This window comes from Luteimicrobium sp. DT211 (genome assembly GCF_049844995.1).
GTDB lineage: Bacteria > Actinomycetota > Actinomycetes > Actinomycetales > Cellulomonadaceae > Luteimicrobium.
Window position 1 is genome coordinate 644,531 of record NZ_JBNCMC010000004.1, and the last position, 15,122, is coordinate 659,652.

A 15,122-nucleotide genomic window follows, 5' to 3' on the forward strand; every position below is an offset into this window, starting at 1 on the left:
GACCGTCGGCGGACCGAGCCGCCCTGCAGCACCCACCCGAGGGTGGACCCGTCGCCTCGCAACTGACGACCCCGGCCCGACGCGGCGGCGACCGCCGCGCAGGCAGAGTCGAGCCATGGCACTCCTCCAGCACCACGACCGCCGCGGAAGCGGGGCCCGCGACCTGCTCGACGGACTGGTCGCCGCCGCGATGGCGGTGCTCGCGCTCGTCGCCCTCGTGCTCGCGCTGATCCTCGTCGGCACCTGGGTCGGACGCGCGGTCACGGGCCACGGGCTGACGAGCGTGTCCTCGTCGGGCGCCGGGTACTCGACGGTCGTGGACCGGCCGGTGTCGTACGCGCACGGCATGATGGGCGCGTGAGCGACGAGCTTCCTCCCGCAGCGCCAACCGGACCGACGTCGACGTCCGCGTCTCCCGACCTCGCCGACGCGCACCGCCGCTGGGCGGAGCTCGCGGAGAGCATCGAGGCCGACCAGTTCGCCTACTACGTCAAGGACGAGCCGGTCAGCTCCGACGCCGACTACGACGCGCGCCTGCGCGAGCTGCAGGCCCTCGAGGACGCGTACCCGGAGCTGCGGACTCCGGACTCGCCGACGCAGCGCGTCGGCGGCACGTTCTCGACGGCGTTCGCCGCGGTCGAGCACGTCGAGCGCATGCTCAGCCTGGACAACGCGTTCAACGCGGAGGACATCCAGGCCTGGGCGGACCGGGTCCACAAGGAGCTGGGCCAGGCCGACGGGGACGCGGCCCTGCCCGACCTGCACTACCTGTGCGAGGTCAAGATCGACGGCCTCGCGATCGCGCTGCTCTACGAGCGCGGCCGCCTGGTCCGGGCGGCGACGCGCGGGGACGGCCGCACGGGCGAGGACGTGACGCTCAACGTCCGCACCATCGCGACGATCCCGCAGACCCTCGGCGGCGACCCCGCGACCCATCCTCACCTCATCGAGATCCGCGGCGAGGTGTTCTTCCCGGTCGCGGACTTCGAGGCGCTCAACGCGGCGCAGGTCGAGGCCGGGAAGGCGCCGTTCGCGAACCCGCGCAACGCCGCGGCCGGCTCGCTGCGCCAGAAGGACCCGCGCGTGACGGCGTCGCGCCGGCTGCGGATGTACGCGCACGGCGTGGGCGCGCTGCAGTGGGAGGAGGGGGCCCGCGCGCAGCTGGAACGGCAGTCGCAGGCGTACGAGCTCTTCGAGTCCTGGGGCGTGCCCGTCTCGAGCCACAACCGCGTGGTCACGGGCGTCCCGGCGGTTCTCGAGATGATCGCCTACTACGGCGAGCACCGCCACGACATCGAGCACGAGCTGGACGGGCTCGTCGTCAAGGTCGACGAGCTCGCGCTCCAGCGCCGCCTCGGCTCGACGAGCCGCGCGCCGCGCTGGGCGATCGCGTACAAGTACCCGCCCGAGGAGGTCAACACCGAGCTCCTCGACATCCGCGTGAACGTCGGGCGGACGGGCCGCGTGACCCCGTACGGCGTGATGCGGCCCGTGCAGGTTGCGGGCTCGACGGTCGAGATGGCCACGCTCCACAACGCGAGCGAGGTCGAGCGCAAGGGCGTGCTCATCGGCGACACCGTGGTGCTGCGCAAGGCCGGCGACGTCATCCCGGAGATCGTCGGGCCGGTGGTCGCGCTGCGCGACGGCAGCGAGCGGGCGTTCGTCATGCCGACCGAGTGCCCCTCGTGCGGCACGCCGCTCGCGCCCGCGAAGGAGGGCGACGTCGACATCCGCTGCCCGAACCAGCGTTCCTGCCCCTCGCAGCTGCGCGAGCGCCTGTTCCACGCGGCCGGGCGCGGCGCGTTCGACATCGAGGCGCTCGGCTGGGAGGCGGCGATCGCCCTCACGGACCCCGAGCTCGACCGCCCGGCCGACCCGTCCGTGTACCGGCCCGGCGGCGACGTCGACGCGCCCGCACCGGACGCCCTGCCCGAGCCGCAGCGCCCGGTGCTGGCGACCGAGGCCGGCCTCTTCGACCTGACGCCGGAGGACCTCCGCGAGGTCCGCGTCTGGCGCGAGATCAAGAAGAAGGGCGTCGGCACGGGCCTGTGGGAGGACCGGCTGTACTTCTGGACCAAGCCGACGGCCACCAAGCCGTCCGTTCCGCACGCCAACACGGTGCGGCTGTTCGTCGAGCTCGAGAAGGCCAAGGAGCAGCCGCTGTGGCGCGTCCTGGTCGCGCTGTCGATCCGCCACGTCGGCCCGACGGCGGCCCGCGCCCTCGCACAGCACTTCGGTTCCCTGGACGCGATCGAGGAGGCGGCGACGTCGGACTCGCCCGAGCTCGACGCGGTCGAGGGCGTCGGCCCGACCATCGCCGTGGCCGTGCGGGACTGGTTCGGCGACGCGGACGACGCCGACAACTGGCGGCGCGAGATCGTCGACCGCTGGCGGGCGGCGGGCGTGCGCACCGCGGACGAGCGGGACGAGTCGGTCGCGCGGACGCTCGAGGGCTTGACCGTGGTGGTCACCGGTTCGCTCGAGGGGTTCACGCGCGACGGCGCCAAGGAGGCGATCCTGGCTCGCGGCGGCAAGGCGTCGGGCTCGGTGTCCAAGAAGACGGACTTCGTCGTCGTGGGGGAGAGCGCCGGCACCAAGGAGACCAAGGCGCGCGAGCTCGGACGACCGATCCTCGACGAGGCGGGCTTCGTCGCCCTGCTCGAGGGCGGCCCCGAGGCCGTGGCGCCCGCCGGACAGGGAGACGACGGCGAGGCGGCGGACGACGCGGCGCCGGGGCTCGAGCTCGAGGCCGACGAGGAGTAGCCGGTCCGGGTCACGGACGCCGGTCGACCACGCCCCGCAGCAGCGCGACGCCGTCGTCCGGCACGGGCAGCCACGGCCCCCGGGGCGGACCGGTCCGGACGCCGAGCAGGCGCGCGAGCGCGTGCAGCGCCGACACCGGCCGGAGCACGCCGACCGCGCGGGCGAGCTCGTGCAGCCACGTCGCCTCCGCGGTCGGGCCGGGCACGCCCGCCGCGCGGGAGCGGCGCAGCGCGACGTACTCGGCGGGTGCGAGCGCCGCCAGGCCGGTGTGCCAGGCGTCGGCGAGCGGTGCATCGCCCGTGAGGGCGACGTCGCCGCTGAGCCCCACCGCGACGCCCTCGGTCCGGAGCTCGTCGACGCGCGCGTCGGGCCGCGACGGCAGCGCCGCCGGGTCCTTGACGCCCCGGAGCGTGGTCGTCGCCGCGAGCTCGACGAGCAGCTCCGGCGTCACGTCGTAGCCGGTCTGGAGCGGCTTGTTGTAGAAGCAGAGCGGGAGGTCGCTCGCGTCCGCGACGGCCCGCACGAGGCCCGCGACCTCCGGGTCGACGAGCGGCGCGTACGCGAACGGCGCGAGCACCAGCCCGTCGGCGCCCGCACGCTCCGCAGCGAGGGCGTGCCGGACGACCTGCCGCGTCGACGGCGCGCTGACCGCGACGTGCAGCGGAGCCGCGCCGGCGGCCTCGCGCGCCGCCCGGACGACCTGGTCGCGCTCGGCGTCGTCGAACGCCCGGCCGTCGCCGCTCGACGCGAGCACCACGACGCCGTCGACCCCCGCCCGGACGGCGTCGTCCACGAGCCGGCCGAGCGCGTCGAGGTCGAGCGCGTCGGCGTCGGCCAGCGGCGTGATCGGGTAGGCGAGGAGCCCGGTGAACGGTGCGGAAGCCTCGGCCTGGGCGCGTCCGCCCTGCGTCACGGACGCGCCGCCCAGAGCAGCCCGCGCTCGATGATCGCGCGCAGCGCGGGATGCTCGAGGTCCGCGAGGTGGTGGCCCGGCGTGCACACGAACACGCGGCCGTCGCCCCACTGCCGGGTCCAGACCGCCGGGGAGACGACGGGCTCGCGCCACTCGACGTCGGGCCCCGGGGCGATGGTCGTGGTGGCCAGCACGTCGCTCAGGGTGTCCGTGAGCATCCAGTACTGCTCCGACGTGAGCGAGAACTCGTCGATGCCGGCGACGACGGGGTGGTCGGCGCGCTCGGGGACCACCCGGACCGTGTGGTGGACGATGTCGCGCGGGTGCGCGGCGAACTGCCCGCCCACCATCTGCAGGTAGTCGGTCGCCATCCGGAACGAGTCGATGACGCCCCCGTGCCAGCCGGCGAAGCCCGTCCCCGAGGCGACGGCGTGGCGCAGGCCGCGCATCTCGTCGGGCAGGATCTCGCCCATGGTCCAGCACTGGACGACGAGGTCCACGGTCTCCATGTAGTCGCGCTCGGCGTAGACCTCGAGGCTGTCGTCGACGTCGACGGCGAAGCCCTGGTCCTCGAGGTAGGGCAGGAACAGGTCGCTGGCCTCGAGCGGGGCGTGCCCGGGCCAGCCGCCGCGTATGACGAGTGCCCGGCGTTCCCTGGACGTCATGTGTCCTCCTCGACGCGTTCGGTGGTCATGAGACGAGGGCCTCGACGGCCGGGGCGGACAGGACGGCGTCGACGGCCATGGCGCTCGCCCCGAGCACGCCCGCCTCGGCCCGGGTGTGCGCGGTGGCGATGCGCAGGTGCTGGGTCGCGAGCGGCAGGGAGCGCTGGTAGACGACCTCCCGGATCCCGGCGAGGAGGTTCTCCCCGGCGTCCGCGAGGATGCCGCCGACGACCACCACGGACGGGTTGAGGAGGCTCACCGTCGCGGCGAGGACCGCGCCGATGTCGCGCCCCGCCTGACGGACCGCATGGCCGGCCTCGAGGTCGCCGGCCCGCACGAGCGCCACCACGTCGGCGCTCGACGTGACGGGCGCGCCGGCCGCCCGCAGCGCGTTGGCCACCGCCTGCCCGCTGGCGACCGCCTCGAGACAGCCGACGTTCCCGCACCGGCACGGGACCTCGCCGGCGCCCGGGACGCGGATGTGGCCGAGGTCCCCGGCGCCGCCGTTGGCGCCGCGGCGCAGGTTGCCGTCCATGATGATGCCCGCGCCGATGCCGGTCGCGATCTTGACGAAGACGAGGTCGGTGGCGTCGCGCCAGGCGGTCCGGTGCTCGCCCAGCGCCATGAGGTTGACGTCGTTGTCGACGAGCACGTCGGTCCCGAGCGCTCGCCTCAGGGTGCCGGGGACGTCCGCGCCGTCCCAGCCGGGCATGATCGGTGGGTTCGTGGGTCGCCCGTTCGCATGGTCGACGGGCCCGGGGAGCCCCACGCCCACGCCGGCGAGGTCGCGCTGGGCGGCGCCGGCCTTGTCGAGCAGCCCCGTGCCCAGCTCGGCGACCCGCGCGAGGACGCGCTCGGGGCCGTCGGCGATCGCGAGCGGCTCCTCGTGCTCCGCGAGGACGGTCGACGCGAGGTCGGTCACCGCGAGGCGGGCGTGCGTCGCACCGAGGTCGACCGCGAGGACGACCCGCGCGGCGGGGTTGAACGCGAACGTGGACGGCGGCCGGCCGCCGGTGGAGGTCGCCTCGCCCGACGGTGTGACCAGCCCGAGGGTGAGGAGCGAGTCGATCCGGGCGGCGATGGTCGAGCGTGCCTGACCGGTCACGGTGGCGAGCTCGGCCCGCGTGCGTGGGCGTCCGTCCCTGAGGAGCTGGAACATCTCGCCGGCGCCCGTCGGCCGAGGCGCGAACTTGAGCAGCTCCTCCATGCGGACAGTGAACCACGCGTCGTCGGGACCGCCGGAGGGCGTGCGAGAGGCGACGGGGGCCGGTGCGCCGTCGTCGGGGCTTCCACCTGTCACAAGACGGTAACGGTACACCAGCATCTCAACTTTTGATTGACAGCCGATAGAAGTATGGCTACTTTCGTCGCATGGTCAGCGACGACCCCCACGCCAACGACGGCGTACCCCCCGGCGGGCCTCCCGCCGGCGGCTCCCCGGCCGATCCGGGCACCGCTCCCGTCCTCGAGGTCCGTGGCATCGTCAAGACGTTCCCGGGTGCCCGGGCCCTCGACGGCGTCGACCTCGACGTCCGCCGCGGCGAGGTGCACTGCCTCCTCGGGCAGAACGGCGCGGGCAAGTCCACGCTCATCAAGGTGCTCTCGGGCGCCCACCGGCCCGACGAGGGCACCGTGCTGGTCGACGGCGAGCCCGTGGCGCTCGCCCGTCCCACGGACGCCCTCCGGCACGGCATCGCGACGATGTACCAGGAGCTCGACGTCGTCGACGGCCTGACCGTCGCCGAGAACGTCTACCTCGGGCACGAGCTCGCGACCGTCGGGTTCACGCAGCGCCGCCTCGCCGCGCGCCGGACCCGCGAGCTCATGGCCCGGCTGGGCCACCCGGAGATCAGGCCGCGCACGGAGGTCGGCGCGCTGTCGGCGGCGGGCAAGCAGGTCGTCTCGATGGCGCGCGCGCTGTCCCACGACGCCCGGGTCATCGTCATGGACGAACCGACCGCGGTCCTCGACTCCGAGGAGGTCGAGAACCTGTTCCGCGTGGTCGCGGAGCTCACGGCCGCCGGGATCGCCGTCGTCTACATCTCGCACCGCCTCGAGGAGATCCGGCGCGTCGGCGACCGGCTGACCGTCCTCAAGGACGGTCGCACCGTCGCGACGGGCCTGCCAGCCGCGACGACGGGGCGTGCCGAGCTCATCCGGCTCATGACGGGCCGGGCCGTCGAGTACGCGATCCCGCGCCGCCCCGCGCCCGCCCCGGACGCCTCCGTCGTGCTCGACGTCGAGGGGCTCGAGCTGGCCGGGTCCTTCCGCGACGTGTCGTTCAGCGTGCGGGCGGGGGAGGTCGTCGGCCTCGCGGGACTGGTCGGCTCCGGGCGCTCGGAGATTCTCGAGTCGGTGTTCGGTGCCCGGCGCCCGACGGGCGGGACCGTCCGCGTCGGCGGCCGTGCGCTGCGCCCCGGCTCGGTGTCCGCCGCGGTCGCCGCGGGCGTCGGCCTGTGCCCCGAGGAGCGCAAGAGCCAGGGGCTCATCCTCGACCAGCCCGTGTACCGCAACATCACGCTCTCGACGTTCGGCAGGACCGCCCGCGGGGGTCTGCTCGACGAGCGCGAGGAGCGCGAGGTGGCGCGCGAGCAGATCGAGGCGCTCGAGCTGCGCCCGTCCGACCCCGACCGCCCCGCCCGCACGCTGTCGGGTGGCAACCAGCAGAAGCTCGTCCTCGCGCGCTGGCTCGTCCACGGCTGCCGCGTGCTGCTCCTCGACGAGCCCACCCGCGGCGTGGACGTCGGCGCGCGGTCCGAGATCTACGCGCTCGTGGCGCGCCTCGCCGCGCAGGGGACGGCCGTCGTCGTCGTGTCGAGCGAGATCGACGAGGTGATCGGCCTCGCCGACCGCGTCCTCGTCGTCTCGGAGGGGCGGGTCGTCCACGAGGCGCCCGCCGACCGGATCGACGAGCACCAGGTGCTCGAGCTCGTCATGGAAGGAAGTGCCGCGTGAGCGACCACGACGTGACCACAGCGGCGACGGAGGGCGGTCGCCTGCCGGCTCCGCAGCCGGATCCGGACCACGCGGGCCGCACGGTGGCGCGGCGCGGTCCTCGCTCGCTCCTGCACGGCTCGGCCGGCCGCAACCTCGGGCTCGTGATCGCCCTCGTGGCGCTGTGCGTCGTGGGCGTCGCGACGGCCGGCGACCGCTTCGCGAGCGTCGACAACGCGATGACGATCCTCCGGCTCGCCGCGGTGCTGGGCGTCCTCAGCATCGGCATGACGTTCGTCATCACGGCGGGCGGCATCGACCTGTCCGTCGGTGCGGTGGTGGGGCTGTCGTCCGTCTGGGCGACCACGCTCGCCACGCAGACCCTCGCGGAGGACACGAGCTGGCTCGTCATGGTCGGCTGCGCGCTCGCGGTGGGCCTCGGCGCCGGCCTGCTCAACGGTTTCCTCGTCGCCTACGGGCGGGTCGTCGCGTTCATCGCGACCCTCGCCATGATGGTCTCGGCGCGCGGGCTCGCGGAGATCATCGCGAACCGCCAGACCCAGATCGTGCGCGTCCAGAGCTTCCTCGACGTGTTCCAGTCCGAGCCCCTCGGCATCTCGCTGCTGGTCTGGATCTTCGCGGTCGTGGCCGTCGCGGGCTGGTTCCTGCTCAACCGCACCACGTTCGGCCGGCGGACGGTCGCGGTCGGCGGCAACCCCGAGGCCGCGCGGCTCGCGGGGATCAAGATCCGCCGCCACACCCTGTATCTCTACGCCCTGTCGGGCCTCGCCGCGGGGATCGGCGGCCTCATGATGCTGGCGCGCACGACAGCGGGCTCGTCCACCAACGGCCAGTACTACGAGCTCGACGCCATCGCGGCCGTGGTCGTGGGCGGCACGCTGCTCGTCGGCGGTCGCGGCACGATCGTCGGCACCGTCCTCGGGGTCCTCATCTTCTCGACCCTGACCAACGTCTTCACCCAGAACAACCTCTCGAGCTCGGCGCAGGCCGTCGCCAAGGGCGTCATCATCGTCCTCGCCGTGCTCCTCCAGCAGCGCTTCGCCGACCGGTCCCGCAGCACCGGCAGCGCGTAGTTCGCCGCGTCCCGCACGCGGCGTCGTCGAGACGCCGAGCGCCCACGAGAAGCATCACGATCAAGGAGGATCGCCATGTCAGCACCGCTCCGACGTCGCTTCGCCCTGCTGGGCGTCGTCGCCGCCGCGACGCTCGCCCTGTCCGCGTGCACGTCCAACAGCCCGTCCAAGGACGAGGACTCGGCCGCGGTCGGCCCGGCCGCGACGTCCGACAACGACGCCGCCGGCAAGACCGTCACCATCGGGTTCTCGGCGCCCGCGGCCGACCACGGCTGGATGAGCGCGATCAGCAAGGCCGCCGCCGCCGAGGCCAAGAAGCACTCCGACATCAAGCTCGTCCAGGCCGAGGGCACCAACGACGTCAACCTGCAGATCAGCCAGATCGAGGGCTTCATCAACGACAAGGTCGACGCGATCGTCGTCCTGCCGTTCGACGGCAAGGCGCTCACCGACGTGGCGCGCAAGGCCATGGACGCCGGGATCCCGGTGATCAACGTCGACCGCGAGTTCTCCGACCCGAACGCCGCCCGCGTCACCGTCCTCGGCGACAACTACGGCATGGGCGTGAGCGCGGGCGCGTACATCTGCGGCAAGCTCGACGGAAAGAAGGACGCCGTCGTCGCGGAGATCGCGGGCATCGACTCGCTCCCGCTCACGCAGGACCGCAGCAAGGGGTTCTCCGACGCCCTCGCGAAGTGCGGGCTCAAGGTCAGCAACCGGGTCGCGGCCGACTTCACGGTGCAGGGCGGTGAGCAGGCCGCTGCGAACCTCCTGCAGGCCGCCCCGCACATCGACGCGATCTGGAACCACGACGACGACCAGGGTGTCGGCGTCATGGCCGCGATCAAGGACGCCGGCCGCGACGAGTTCTTCATGGTCGGCGGCGCTGGATCCGCGAACGTCATGCGCGACATCAAGAAGGACGACACCGTGCTCAAGGCGACGGTCGTCTATCCGTCGACCCAGGCCGCCGACGGCGTCGCGCTGGCCCGCATGCTCGTCCAGGGCAAGGCGCTGAGCGACCTCGTCGAGGTGGAGGTGCCCCGCAAGGTCCAGCTCTACGCCCCCGTGGTGACCAAGGACAACGTCGACCAGTACCTGGCGACCGCGTTCGAGTCCTGACCGGAACCGGCGAACCAGCCGAACCCGGCCCGGCAGCGGGCCGGCCGAGACCTCGAGGAGACCCGATGGCCGACGACCGACCCGCGCTGGGTGTGGGCATGGTGGGGTACGCGTTCATGGGCGCCGCGCACTCCCAGGCGTGGCGGACCGCCCCCCGCTTCTTCGACCTGCCCCTGCGCCCCCGCATGGTGGCGCTCGCGGGCCGCGACCCCGACGCCGTCCGGGCCGCGGGCGAGCGGCTGGGCTGGGAGCACACCGAGACCGACTGGCGCGCGCTCGTCGACCGCGACGACGTCGACCTGGTGGACGTCTGCACCCCCGGCGACACGCATGCGGAGATCGCGATCGCGGCTCTCGAGGCGGGCAAGCACGTCCTGTGCGAGAAGCCGCTGGCGAACTCGGTCGAGGAGGCCGTGCGGATGGTCGACGCGGCCCGGCGCGCGGCGTCGTCCGGCGTGACCGCGACCGTCGGGTTCACCTACCGCCGCGTCCCGGCCATCCGGCTGGCTCGTGAGCTCGTCGCGGAGGGCCGCCTGGGCGAGATCCGGCACGTGCGCGCCCAGTACCTCCAGGACTGGATCGCCGACCCCGAGGCGCCGCTGAGCTGGCGCCTCGACCGCGAGCGCGCGGGCTCGGGCGCCCTGGGCGACATCGCGGCGCACGTCGTCGACCTGGCCCAGTTCGTCACCGGCGAGCGGATCACCGGGGTCGCCGGGCTCCTCGAGACGTTCGTGCACGAGCGGCCCGTGGCGGTCGCGTCCGCGGCGCTCGGGGGCCGCGGCGGCGAGGAGCGCGGCCCGGTCACCGTCGACGACGCGGCGGCCTTCCTCGCGCGGCTGTCCGGCGGCGGGATGGGGGTGTTCGAGGCGACGCGGTTCGCCTGGGGCCGCAAGAACGCGATCCGGCTCGAGGTCAACGGCTCGCGGGGCTCGCTGGCCTTCGACTTCGAGGACATGAACCTCCTGCACTTCTACGACGCGTCCGACGACCCCCGGACGGCGGGCTTCCGGCGGATCGTCGTGACCGAGCCCGAGCACCCGTACGGGGGCCACTGGTGGCCCGCCGGGCACGGGCTGGGCTACGAGCACGCGTTCACGCACCAGGTCGTCGACCTGGTGGAGGCGCTCGCGGCGGGGGAGCAGCCGACGCCGTCGTTCGAGGACGGGCTGGGCGTCCAGCGGGTCCTCGACGCGGTCGAGCGCAGCGCGGCGGCCTCGAGCGCCTGGACGTCCGTGCCCGAGCCGGCGGCCGCGGCCGCGCAGTCCTGATCACCGACGACACGCCAGGAGGCGACCATGACCCGACCGATCACCCTCTTCACCGGCCAGTGGGCCGACCTGCCGCTCGAGGAGGTCGCGCGGCTCGCGTCGGGCTGGGGCTACGACGGCCTCGAGCTCGCGTGCTGGGGCGACCACCTCGACCCGTGGCGCTGGGACGACGACGCCTACGTCCAGGGCCGCCTCGACCTGCTCGCGAAGTACGACCTCGAGGTCTTCGCGATCTCGAACCACCTCAAGGGCCAGGCGGTCTGCGACGACCCGATCGACGAGCGGCACCGCGACATCCTGCCTGACGTCGTGTGGGGCGACGGCGACCCCGAGGGCGTCCGCCGACGCGCGGCCGAGGAGATGAAGAACACGGCCCGGCTCGCCGCGCGGCTGGGCGTGAAGACGGTGGTCGGCTTCACGGGGTCGTCGATCTGGAAGTACGTCGCGATGTTCCCGCCGGCGTCCGAGGCGATGGTCGACGCGGGCTACGCCGACTTCGCGGCCCGCTGGAACCCGATCCTCGACGTGTTCGACGAGGTGGGCGTCCGTTTCGCCCACGAGGTGCACCCGAGCGAGATCGCGTACGACTACTGGACGACGGTCCGCACGCTCGAGGCGATCGGCCACCGGGAGTCGTTCGGGCTCAACTGGGACCCGAGCCACATGGTGTGGCAGGGGGTCGACCCGGTGGCCTTCCTCTGGGACTTCCGCGACCGGATCCTCCACGTGGACTGCAAGGACACCAAGCTGCGCATGACCAACGGCCGCAACGCGCGGCTGTCGTCGCACCTGCCCTGGGCCGACGGCCGCCGCGGCTGGGACTTCATCTCCACCGGCCACGGCGACGTGCCCTGGGAGTCCGCGTTCCGGATGCTCAACCAGATCGGCTACGACGGCCCGATCTCGGTCGAGTGGGAGGACGCCGGGATGGACCGGCTGCTCGGCGCTCCTGAGGCGCTCGAGTTCGTGCGGTCGCTCGCGTTCGACGCCCCCGACGCTGCGTTCGACGCCGCGTTCTCGACACGGTCCTGACAGCGCCCGGGCCCGGCGGGTGCTACGCCTGCCGGGCCCCGACGGCCCGCGCCATGACGACGTCGTCCTGCGGCTCCCCGCCGACGACGTAGGCGCGGCGCCCGACCTCGGCGAACCCGTGCTTGCGGTAGAACGTCTGCGCGCGCACGTTCTCGGCGTTGGTCCCGAGCCACACCGCCTGCCCGTCGAGCAGCCGGGCGGCGGCCTCGAGCGCGGCGTGCATGAGCGTGCCGGCCGCCCCGGTCCCGCGCGCTCGGGCGAGTGCGTAGATCTTGGACAGCTCGACGGACGCGGCCCGGGGATAGCCCGCACCGAGGATCGGGTCGAGCGCGGAGGCGTCGGCGGGACGGGCCCGGACGAGGAGCGCGTACCCGACCAGCCCGGCGTCTGCCTCCGCGACGAGCACCACGCAGGGGACCGCGGGCTCGCCGTACCGGCCCGCGACCCAGGCCCGGAAGTGGTCGGCGTCGAGCTCGCTCGCCACGTGCGCCGCGATGGCGTCGGGCGACAGCCCGGGAGGGCACGCGTCGGGGAACGTCTCGGCCGCGACGGCGGCGAGCGCGTCGGCCTCCTCGGGCCGCGCGAGGCGCACGGTGACGTGATCGGACATGCCCTGAAAACTACCGGGTCGGCGATGATGGGGGAGTGACGGACGCGACGACGGCGATCGACCTCAACGTCGATCTGGGCGAGGGCTTCGGACGGTGGAGCCTCGCGGACGACGCCGCCCTCCTCGACCTGGTGAGCAGCGCCAACGTGGCGTGCGGGTTCCACGCGGGCGACCCGTCGATCATGCGGCGCACCTGCGAGGCCGCCGCGGCGCGCGGGGTGCGGATCGGCGCGCACGTCGCCTACCGGGACCTGGCCGGCTTCGGCCGCCGGTTCGTGGACGCCACCTACGACGAGCTGCGCGACGACGTCCTGTACCAGGTCGGCGCGCTCGCCGCGTTCGCCCGCGCCGCCGGGACCGAGGTGACCTACGTGAAGCCGCACGGCGCCCTCTACAACACGGTGGTCCACCACGAGGAGCAGGCCCGCGCGGTCGTCGACGCCGCCGCGGAGGCGGGGCTCGCGCTCGTCGGGCTGCCCGGCTCGGTGGTGCTGGCGCTCGCGGGAGCCGGGGGCGTCGCGACCGTCCCGGAGGCCTTCGCCGACCGCGGCTACCGTCCCGACGGCACGCTCGTCCCGCGGCGCGAGCCCGGAGCGGTCGTGACGGACCCGGCCGAGGTGGCGGCCCGCGTCGTCCGGCTGGCCCGCGAGGGCACGGTCGTTGCCGTGGACGGCACCGTCGTCGCGTCGCCCGCGCGCAGCGTGTGCGTGCACTCCGACAGCCCGGGCGCGCTCGAGATCCTCACGGCGGTCCGCGCCGCGCTCGGGGCCGCGGGTGTCGCCGTCGTGCCGGCGGTCTGACGATGGCGGGGCCGACCGGCGGCGCCGAGTTCGTGGCCCGTCCCTACGGCGCGGCCGCCGTCATGGTCGACGTGGGCGGCGACGATCCCCTCCCGCTCGTGGTCGCGCTCACGCGCGCGCTGCGCGACCGCTCCGACCCCGACGTGGTCGACCTCGTCCCGGCCGCGCGCAGCGTCCTCGTCCTCCTCCGGGAATTGCCCGACGGCGCAGCGCCCGCGGGCGCGCAGGCGCGCCTCGTCGAGCTCGTGCGTTCCGCCGCGCCGCACCTGGCAGCGGTCGCCCCGCCCGGCGACGCGGGGGACGTCGTCGAGATCCCCGTCGTCTACGACGGACCGGACCTGGACGACGTCGCGCGGCTCACCGGGCTCACGACGGCCGAGGTGGTCGAGCGTCACGCCGCGGCGCTCTACACCGCCGCGTTCGTCGGCTTCGCTCCCGGGTTCGCCTACCTGATCGGGCTGGACCCCGCCCTCCACGTCCCGCGCCTCGCGGATCCACGCCCGCACGTGGACGGGGGAGCCGTCGCCGTGGCGGGGGAGTTCACCGCCGTCTACCCGTCCCCGAGCCCCGGCGGGTGGCGGCTGATCGGACGCACGCGCACCCGCATGTTCGACGTGGCGCGGACGCCGCCGGGGTTGGTCGAGCCCGGCGCGCGCGTGCGGTTCGTGCCGGAGTCGTCGCGGTGATCGAGGTGCTGCAGCCAGGCCCCGCTGCGTACGTCGAGGACCTGGGGCGTCCGGGTCTCGCGTCCCTCGGCGTCGGCCGTTCCGGCGCCGCCGACCGCGGCGCCCTCGTCCGCGCCAACCGGCTGCTGGGCAATCCCGACGACGCGGCGGCGATCGAGGTGACGCTCGGCGGTCTGCACGTCCGCTTCCACGCCGACCACCTCGTCGTCCTCACCGGCGCACCGCTGCCCGCCAGGCTGGCGGGGGCTCCGGTGAGCGGCGACACGGTGCTGCGCGCCCGGCCGGGCGACGTCCTCGCGCTGGGGATCCCGACCGCGGGGCTCCGTACCTACGTGGCGGTTCGAGGCGGTGTTGCGTGTCCGCAGGTGCTCGGGTCGCGCTCGTGGGACGCCCTCGCCGAGCTCGGGCCGCCGCCCCTGCGCGAGGGGGACGTGCTTCCCGTCGGCGCCGCGGAGTGGCCGGGCCCGGTGGCGGACCGCCTGCTGCCGGCGTCGTCTGCGCCGGCCGGCGACTACCTCGCGGTCGACCTTCTGCCCGGCGTGCGGGCCGAGTGGTTCGCGCCCGAGGCATGGGGCGCACTCCTCGAGGGCCCGTACCGGGTCACGCCGGACAGCAACCGCGTGGCGCTGCGCCTCGACGGCACCGTCGTGCCGCGCTCCGAGCAGGGCGAGTACGTGTCGGAGGGGCTCGTCCGTGGCGCGGTCCAGGTCCCGCCGTCCGGTGCGCCGGTCGTCTTCCTCGCCGACCACCCGGTCACCGGGGGCTACCCGGTGGTGGCGGTGGCCACGGCGGCTGGCGTCGACGCGCTGGCGCAGCTGCGGCCCGGCGACGGCGTTCGGTTCCGCCGCGGCGAGTGACGACGGTCACCCGGCCGGGAGTTGCACCAGCGGCCCGGCGCCCCGTAGTGTTCTGGATGTCGCCCGGCAGGGAGGAACGGACAGGCCAGCTTCGGTTGGTGTGGCTGGTCCCCCGGGAACATCCCCTGAAAGTCGTTTTGGCTGGTCGCTCTGCGTCCGGCGGGCGCCAGGGGGCCTCATCTGGTTCGTCGATCGTGGTTCGCATCTCCTCTTCGGAGGGTTGCGGGTTCGGTTTGCTGCTGGGGTGGGGGTCGGGTAAGATGGAGAAGTTGCCCCGGTGATGGCCTGGAAGGGTTTGATCGGGTGAGCGTCCGTTTCTTGAGAACTCAACAGTGTGCTTGATAGTCAATGCCAATTTTTAACCCTCGATGGGTTGCT

General features: G+C 74.1%; 14 protein-coding genes. 10 read left to right on the forward strand and 4 right to left on the reverse strand.

The window, feature by feature from the left end; genetic code table 11:
* Nucleotides 1–115 precede the first annotated feature (115 nt).
* Nucleotides 116–361 (forward strand): hypothetical protein, encoded by a 246-nt coding sequence (locus tag ACLQ14_RS13865; RefSeq protein WP_425813927.1) that lies wholly within the window; start codon nt 116–118, stop codon nt 359–361.
* Entirely contained in the window at nt 358–2,763 is a 2,406-nt protein-coding gene (ligA, locus tag ACLQ14_RS13870) for an NAD-dependent DNA ligase LigA (protein WP_425813929.1), read from the forward strand. The genes ACLQ14_RS13865 and ligA overlap by 4 nt, the downstream gene beginning before the upstream one ends.
* 10 nt (nt 2,764–2,773) lie before the next feature.
* Here the strand turns inward: ligA and ACLQ14_RS13875 are convergent, their stop codons facing one another.
* From ACLQ14_RS13875 to ACLQ14_RS13885, 3 genes are read right to left on the reverse strand one after another with little or no spacing between them, the layout of a single operon-like run.
* On the reverse strand, nt 2,774–3,676 hold the full coding sequence (locus tag ACLQ14_RS13875; RefSeq protein ID WP_425813931.1) for a dihydrodipicolinate synthase family protein: 903 nt from the start codon (nt 3,674–3,676) through the stop codon (nt 2,774–2,776).
* Nucleotides 3,673–4,341 (reverse strand): ThuA domain-containing protein, encoded by a 669-nt coding sequence (locus ACLQ14_RS13880; protein ID WP_425813933.1) that lies wholly within the window; start codon nt 4,339–4,341, stop codon nt 3,673–3,675. The genes ACLQ14_RS13875 and ACLQ14_RS13880 overlap by 4 nt, the downstream gene beginning before the upstream one ends.
* 25 nt (nt 4,342–4,366) lie before the next feature.
* Nucleotides 4,367–5,548 carry an ROK family protein gene (locus tag ACLQ14_RS13885; RefSeq protein WP_425813935.1) on the reverse strand — a complete coding sequence of 394 codons (1,182 nt, stop codon included), beginning with the start codon at nt 5,546–5,548 and terminating at the stop codon, nt 4,367–4,369.
* Nucleotides 5,549–5,712: 164 nt separating this feature from the next.
* On the opposite strand from ACLQ14_RS13885, the gene ACLQ14_RS13890 reads away from it, so the two are divergent.
* The 5 genes from ACLQ14_RS13890 to ACLQ14_RS13910 all read left to right on the forward strand — a co-directional run bounded on the left by ACLQ14_RS13890 (nt 5,713) and on the right by ACLQ14_RS13910 (nt 11,791).
* Entirely contained in the window at nt 5,713–7,296 is a 1,584-nt protein-coding gene (locus ACLQ14_RS13890) for a sugar ABC transporter ATP-binding protein (RefSeq protein WP_425813937.1), read from the forward strand.
* An 83-nt stretch (nt 7,297–7,379) separates the two neighbouring features.
* Nucleotides 7,380–8,369 (forward strand): ABC transporter permease, encoded by a 990-nt coding sequence (locus ACLQ14_RS13895; protein WP_425814001.1) that lies wholly within the window; start codon nt 7,380–7,382, stop codon nt 8,367–8,369.
* A 75-nt stretch (nt 8,370–8,444) separates the two neighbouring features.
* Entirely contained in the window at nt 8,445–9,491 is a 1,047-nt protein-coding gene (locus ACLQ14_RS13900) for a substrate-binding domain-containing protein (protein WP_425813939.1), read from the forward strand.
* 65 nt (nt 9,492–9,556) lie between these two features.
* Nucleotides 9,557–10,759 (forward strand): Gfo/Idh/MocA family protein, encoded by a 1,203-nt coding sequence (locus tag ACLQ14_RS13905; protein WP_425813941.1) that lies wholly within the window; start codon nt 9,557–9,559, stop codon nt 10,757–10,759.
* Between the two features lie 27 nt (nt 10,760–10,786).
* On the forward strand, nt 10,787–11,791 hold the full coding sequence (locus ACLQ14_RS13910) for a sugar phosphate isomerase/epimerase family protein (RefSeq protein ID WP_425813943.1): 1,005 nt from the start codon (nt 10,787–10,789) through the stop codon (nt 11,789–11,791).
* 22 nt (nt 11,792–11,813) lie between these two features.
* Here the strand turns inward: ACLQ14_RS13910 and ACLQ14_RS13915 are convergent, their stop codons facing one another.
* Nucleotides 11,814–12,401, reverse strand: coding sequence for a GNAT family N-acetyltransferase (locus ACLQ14_RS13915; protein ID WP_425813945.1), 588 nt, complete (start codon nt 12,399–12,401; stop codon nt 11,814–11,816).
* 35 nt (nt 12,402–12,436) lie between these two features.
* On the opposite strand from ACLQ14_RS13915, the gene ACLQ14_RS13920 reads away from it, so the two are divergent.
* The 3 genes from ACLQ14_RS13920 to ACLQ14_RS13930 are packed head-to-tail and all read left to right on the forward strand — an operon-like array spanning nt 12,437 to nt 14,744.
* Complete coding sequence (locus ACLQ14_RS13920; RefSeq protein WP_425813947.1) at nt 12,437–13,201, forward strand: LamB/YcsF family protein; 765 nt, start codon at nt 12,437–12,439, stop codon at nt 13,199–13,201.
* A gap of 2 nt (nt 13,202–13,203) precedes the next feature.
* Nucleotides 13,204–13,887 (forward strand): 5-oxoprolinase subunit B family protein, encoded by a 684-nt coding sequence (locus ACLQ14_RS13925; protein WP_425813949.1) that lies wholly within the window; start codon nt 13,204–13,206, stop codon nt 13,885–13,887.
* A complete protein-coding gene (locus ACLQ14_RS13930; RefSeq protein WP_425813951.1) occupies nt 13,884–14,744 on the forward strand; it encodes a biotin-dependent carboxyltransferase family protein in 861 nt (286 codons plus the stop codon). Before ACLQ14_RS13925 ends, ACLQ14_RS13930 begins: the two co-directional genes overlap by 4 nt.
* Nucleotides 14,745–15,122: the final 378 nt, after the last annotated feature.

Bases quoted from the DNA above. Each gene is read 5' to 3' on its own strand.
- ACLQ14_RS13865 (WP_425813927.1), top strand. From the start codon at position 116: ATGGCACTCCTCCAGCACCACGACCGCCGCGGAAGCGGGGCCCGCGAC.
- ACLQ14_RS13880 (WP_425813933.1), bottom strand. From the start codon at position 4,341: ATGACGTCCAGGGAACGCCGGGCACTCGTCATACGCGGCGGCTGGCCC.
- ACLQ14_RS13890 (WP_425813937.1), top strand. From the start codon at position 5,713: ATGGTCAGCGACGACCCCCACGCCAACGACGGCGTACCCCCCGGCGGG.
- ACLQ14_RS13885 (WP_425813935.1), bottom strand. From the start codon at position 5,548: ATGGAGGAGCTGCTCAAGTTCGCGCCTCGGCCGACGGGCGCCGGCGAG.
- ACLQ14_RS13900 (WP_425813939.1), top strand. From the start codon at position 8,445: ATGTCAGCACCGCTCCGACGTCGCTTCGCCCTGCTGGGCGTCGTCGCC.
- ACLQ14_RS13925 (WP_425813949.1), top strand. From the start codon at position 13,204: ATGGCGGGGCCGACCGGCGGCGCCGAGTTCGTGGCCCGTCCCTACGGC.
- ACLQ14_RS13915 (WP_425813945.1), bottom strand. From the start codon at position 12,401: ATGTCCGATCACGTCACCGTGCGCCTCGCGCGGCCCGAGGAGGCCGAC.
- ACLQ14_RS13910 (WP_425813943.1), top strand. From the start codon at position 10,787: ATGACCCGACCGATCACCCTCTTCACCGGCCAGTGGGCCGACCTGCCG.
- ACLQ14_RS13905 (WP_425813941.1), top strand. From the start codon at position 9,557: ATGGCCGACGACCGACCCGCGCTGGGTGTGGGCATGGTGGGGTACGCG.